General features: G+C 73.5%; 6 protein-coding genes. 4 read left to right on the forward strand and 2 right to left on the reverse strand.

What is annotated here, in order from left to right; translation table 11 throughout:
* From ACFW2E_RS42790 to ACFW2E_RS42800, 3 genes are all read left to right on the forward strand, one after another.
* On the forward strand, positions 1 to 133 hold a 133-nt coding region (locus tag ACFW2E_RS42790; protein WP_384476379.1), incomplete at its 5' end, for a zinc-binding dehydrogenase.
* Positions 134 to 213: 80 nt separating this feature from the next.
* On the forward strand, positions 214 to 423 hold the full coding sequence (locus tag ACFW2E_RS42795) for a helix-turn-helix domain-containing protein (RefSeq protein WP_384476364.1): 210 nt from the start codon (positions 214 to 216) through the stop codon (positions 421 to 423).
* Positions 423 to 986: a Clp protease N-terminal domain-containing protein gene (locus ACFW2E_RS42800; RefSeq protein WP_384476367.1), complete on the forward strand. Its 564-nt coding sequence runs from the start codon at positions 423 to 425 to the stop codon at positions 984 to 986. The genes ACFW2E_RS42795 and ACFW2E_RS42800 overlap by 1 nt, the downstream gene beginning before the upstream one ends.
* 67 nt (positions 987 to 1,053) lie before the next feature.
* Here ACFW2E_RS42800 and ACFW2E_RS42805 read toward each other — a convergent pair whose 3' ends face one another.
* Together ACFW2E_RS42805 and ACFW2E_RS42810 are read right to left on the reverse strand one after the other, a co-directional pair.
* On the reverse strand, positions 1,054 to 2,151 hold the full coding sequence (locus tag ACFW2E_RS42805; RefSeq protein ID WP_384476370.1) for a helix-turn-helix transcriptional regulator: 1,098 nt from the start codon (positions 2,149 to 2,151) through the stop codon (positions 1,054 to 1,056).
* Position 2,152: 1 nt separating this feature from the next.
* Positions 2,153 to 3,172 (reverse strand): DUF4097 domain-containing protein, encoded by a 1,020-nt coding sequence (locus ACFW2E_RS42810; RefSeq protein WP_384476373.1) that lies wholly within the window; start codon positions 3,170 to 3,172, stop codon positions 2,153 to 2,155.
* A gap of 173 nt (positions 3,173 to 3,345) precedes the next feature.
* Between ACFW2E_RS42810 and ACFW2E_RS42815 the strand changes: the two genes are divergently transcribed.
* A partial coding sequence (locus tag ACFW2E_RS42815; RefSeq protein WP_384476376.1) for a hypothetical protein occupies positions 3,346 to 4,077 on the forward strand: 732 nt, incomplete at its 3' end.

Here is a 4,077-nt window from a genome sequence, read left to right on the forward strand (position 1 = left end):
GCTCTCCTTCTGCGCCGCCACCGGTGTCCGTCCCGTCATCGACGAGGTGCTCCCGCTGGACCGGGCCCGCGAGGGCTTCGAGCGGATGGCCTCCGGGGAGCAGTTCGGCAAGATCGTGCTCAGCGGTTCCTGACGTCTTCTCCAGGTGCCTCCCGCACCCGGATCCTGTCAACCGGCGTTGACAGGATCCGGGTGTCAACCTATGTTGACTGCATGAGCGAAGCAAACGATCTCGCCGAGCGGGCCGGTGACCGCGATCCGCGGGTCGGACTGAGGGCCGTCGCCGCACTGCGCAGGCTGCTGGAGCAGCTCGAGGCGGTGCAGGTGCGCGGCGCACGCAATCAGGGGTGGTCGTGGCAGGAGATCGCCACCGAACTCGGGGTCAGCAGGCAGGCCGTGCACAAGAAGTACGGGAGGCAGTGATGTTCGAACGGTTCACGAAAGATGCCCGTGGCGTCGTGCGGGACGCGGTCGAGCACTGTGAACGCGCGGGGTCGCAGACCGTCGACGCCGAGCACATGCTGCTCGCGCTGCTCGACCGCGAGGGGAGCCGCGGCTCCTTCGCGCTGGCCGCCCTCGGGCTCTCGGACCGCAAGGAGGCCGTACGAGGGGCCTTGGACGAGGCGCGGCGGCGGGGCGGGCTCTCCCGGGCCGACACCGATGCCCTCGCCGGGCTGGGGATCGACGTCCCGGAGATCGTGCTCCGGGTCGAGCAGGCGCACGGCGTCGGGGCGATGTCCGGTGACCGCAAGGACGCGGGCTGGTGGTCCGGCCGCCGCACCTTCGGCCGGGGCGCCAAGGGCGTCCTGGAACGTGCCCTGCGCATCGCCGTCACCCACCGTGACCGTCACATCGGCGACGAGCACATCCTGCTCGCCCTGGCCACCGCTCCCGGGGTGGCCGCCGAGGTCCTCGCCGACCACGGCGTCACGCACGAGTCGCTGACGCGGGTGCTGTACGGCGGGGGAGCGGCCAGGACGGGCTGACCGCCCGCGCCTGCGGAGGCGGTGGCCCGGCCCGACGCGGGGCCGGGCGCACCGTCGTGAGGGTGGGTCAGACCTTCGGCCGACGCAGTATCGCGCCGATGTGCGCCGCCGCCGTCGACAGATGGCGCCGGGTGTCGCGGAGCTGGTCGGCCGTGACGCCGTGGTCGCGGGCCGCGTCGCGGATGTCGTCCCGGAAGCGGTCGAGAAGACGGTCCAGGTCACGGCCCGGGTCGCCACTGGCCTCCTCGTGGGCCCAGGCCGGCTCGTAGCCGGCCGGGAAGTCCTCGGGCGTCTGCGAGTAGTCCGGCATCGGTGCGGACCTGCCGTTCGCGGCGGCGGCTCCGGACTGGGGCTCCGGCTCGGTCCCGGGCCGCCCGAAGCCGAAGTCCTTCCCGAACTCCTTGCCGAAGTCCTTCCCGAAGTCGCCGAATTCCTTGGCGAGTTCGGTCAGGCCCTCGCGCACCCCCGTAGGCCAGTCGCCCCGGGTGAAGTGGTCCTGTACATGCTCCTGGACCCGCCGGGCGATGCGCTGCATCTCCTCCTGCGCCTGGGCCCGTGCCCGGGACTGTGCCTCCTGGGCCTGGCGGCGGGCCCGCTGGGCCTCCTCACGGGCGCGGCGGCTCTCGTCCTTGGCGCGCCGGGCCTGCTCCTTCCACTCCTGCTTGACGCGCCGCATCTCCTCCTTCGCCGCCCGCCAGGCCTCCTTGTCGGCCATGTCGCCGTAGTCCGGCTGGTCGCCGGGGATTCCGTGCGTCCCGGCGCCCGTCCTGGTGCCGCGCCGGGCCTCGGTGGCGGCCGCCCGCACCTCGCGGCGCAGGTCGCCCGCAGCCCCGCGCACGTCGGCCCGTATCTCGGCGGCGAGCTCCGCGACCGACTCGCGGATCTCCAGCTCCAGGTCGGCCAGTTCGCCGCTGCGGTCGGCCAGTTCGGCGCGGCCGGCGTCCGTGATGGCGTACACCTTGCGGCCGCCCTCGGTGGTGTGCGTGACCAGGCCCTCCGCCTCCAGCTTCGCCAGACGGGGGTAGACGGTGCCGGCCGACGGGGCGTACAGCCCCTGGAAGCGCTCCTCGAGAAGGCGGATCACCTCGTAGCCGTGACGCGGAGCCTCGTCCAGCAGCTTGAGCAGGTAGAGGCGGAGGCGTCCGTGGGCGAAGACGGGAGGCATGTCAGAGCACCTTCTTGTCGGTCGTGCCGTCGGCCGGGACGCCGTCGACGGGCGCGTCGTCGTCCGGGCCGGAACCGGAATTGTCCCCCAAATTGCCCCGCGCTTCGGCCGCCGGGTTCGCGGACACGCGGTCGCCCGTGTCGTCGCCCACGGACCCGGCGTCCATCACCGGGTCCTTCACCGGCGGTTCGGCGTCCCACGGTCCGTCCTCGTCCTCCCGCGGAGGACGGCGCAGCAGGGCGATCGAGCCGGAGACCGTCGTGGCCCTGAGCTTGCCGGTGCCCGCCCCGAGGCGGCCGGTGATCTTGTGGGCACCCCACTGGCCGTGGACCCGCAGGTCGTCGAAGGTGTTGGAGATCGTGCCGCTCGCGGTGTTCGCCTCGACCTCGGCGTCCGCCGGATGCGGCAGCCGGATGGCGATCTCGCCGGAGACGCTGGTCAGCCTGACGTCGGTCGGGCCGTCCGGGTCGAGGTCGATGATCATGGCGCCGCTGACCGAGTCGGCGCGCACGGAGGTGCCCGACCCCTCGACGACGGTCAGATCCCCGGAGACGGAGTTGAAGCGCAGATCGCCGGTGACGGCCTGGGCCTCCAGATTCCCGGACACCGTGGTCGCGCGCACCGGGCCGGAGAGGGCGACCAGTGTCGTGTCGCCGGTGACGCCCTTGACCTCCGAGTGGCCGCGGATCCCGGAGACGACCGCGGCGGCGCCGACCACTCCGACCTCCACGCGGGTCTGCGCGGGAACGGCGAGGGAGACGACCGCGCTGCGCCGCCAGCCCTTGCGGTCGAGCCACTTGAGGAAGCCCTTCCAGGGCAGGTCCTCGTACGCCACCGTGAGCGTGCCGCCCTCCTGGGTGACCACCAGGGGCGGGCCCTCCACGTCCGAGACCTCGAGGCGGGCGGAACCCTCGTCCGTGCCCACGACGTTGACCGTTCCGTTGACGATGCGCACGTGCAGCTCGCTCACGGGGTCGTCGAAGGTGAGCTTGGTGGGCTCGGTGACGGACCACTCGGACATGGTGCTGACCTCCTCGGTGGGACGCGACACGCCATATCGCGTCTTCCGTAAAACACGATATATCGCGGCCCTGGAAAGTCAAGGCACTCGTTCGTGTGACGTCAGCGCCTCGGCAACGCCCCGACAGCGCCTCACACCGGGCGCGAAGCGAGCGGATTGCCTAGCGTGTGAGCATGGCGACGGACGGCTTTCGGGCGGGTTCGCGGGGCACCCCCGACCCGGGCGCCCTGCTGCTCTGCCGGGCGGACCCCGACGCCGTCGCCCCCGCCGCCGGCCTGCTGCGCGAGCGCATGCTGCTCACCGGCGCGGGCGGCGAATGGAGCGTGCTCGTGCCCGAGGGCGGGCCATGGCTCGGCGGCGGTGAGCCGGTCGACCGTGTCGTCACCGGCTGGGCCACGGCGCTGGCCGTCACCTCGCCCTGGCCCGTGCTCGCGCTGTGGTGGGACGCCGACCGCGCCGGATACACGCTCGCGTCGGGCTTCCGCCGTCCCGTGGCCTACGTCTGGCTGGCCGACGGCACACCGGCGGGCGAGGCCGAGGCGATGCGCACCTTCGCCGCGCGGCTCGGCCTCGACCCCGTACTCGGCACGCGGTCCCTCGACCGGCTCACCGAAACGGATCCCGCGGCCGACGGACGGGCTCGGCTGCGCGGACTGATCGCCGTGCTCACGCGCGCGGGAGTGTCCCTGCCCGCCGGACTCGTCCCCGGCGAACCCGCCGACGGGTTCCGCGAGGCCGCCCGGGCCCGGGGCGACGTGCGGCGCGTCGAGGGGGCGGGGCTGGTCGCGGGCTGGCGGGAGGCGGTGCGGGCCGAGATCGATGTGGTCGAGCGCGGCCGGCTCGCCCCCCGGCGAGCCAGGGGGGCCCGATCCCCCCGCCCGGCGCCGGCCCACTCCCCCAAGAGA

This window comes from Streptomyces sp. NPDC058964 (genome assembly GCF_042741275.1).
Lineage (GTDB): Bacteria > Actinomycetota > Actinomycetes > Streptomycetales > Streptomycetaceae > Streptomyces.

Excerpts from the sequence above, each read along its gene's own strand:
- ACFW2E_RS42795 (WP_384476364.1), top strand. The coding sequence starts at position 214 with ATGAGCGAAGCAAACGATCTCGCCGAGCGGGCCGGTGACCGCGATCCG.
- ACFW2E_RS42810 (WP_384476373.1), bottom strand. The coding sequence starts at position 3,172 with ATGTCCGAGTGGTCCGTCACCGAGCCCACCAAGCTCACCTTCGACGAC.
- ACFW2E_RS42805 (WP_384476370.1), bottom strand. The coding sequence starts at position 2,151 with ATGCCTCCCGTCTTCGCCCACGGACGCCTCCGCCTCTACCTGCTCAAG.
- ACFW2E_RS42800 (WP_384476367.1), top strand. The coding sequence starts at position 423 with ATGTTCGAACGGTTCACGAAAGATGCCCGTGGCGTCGTGCGGGACGCG.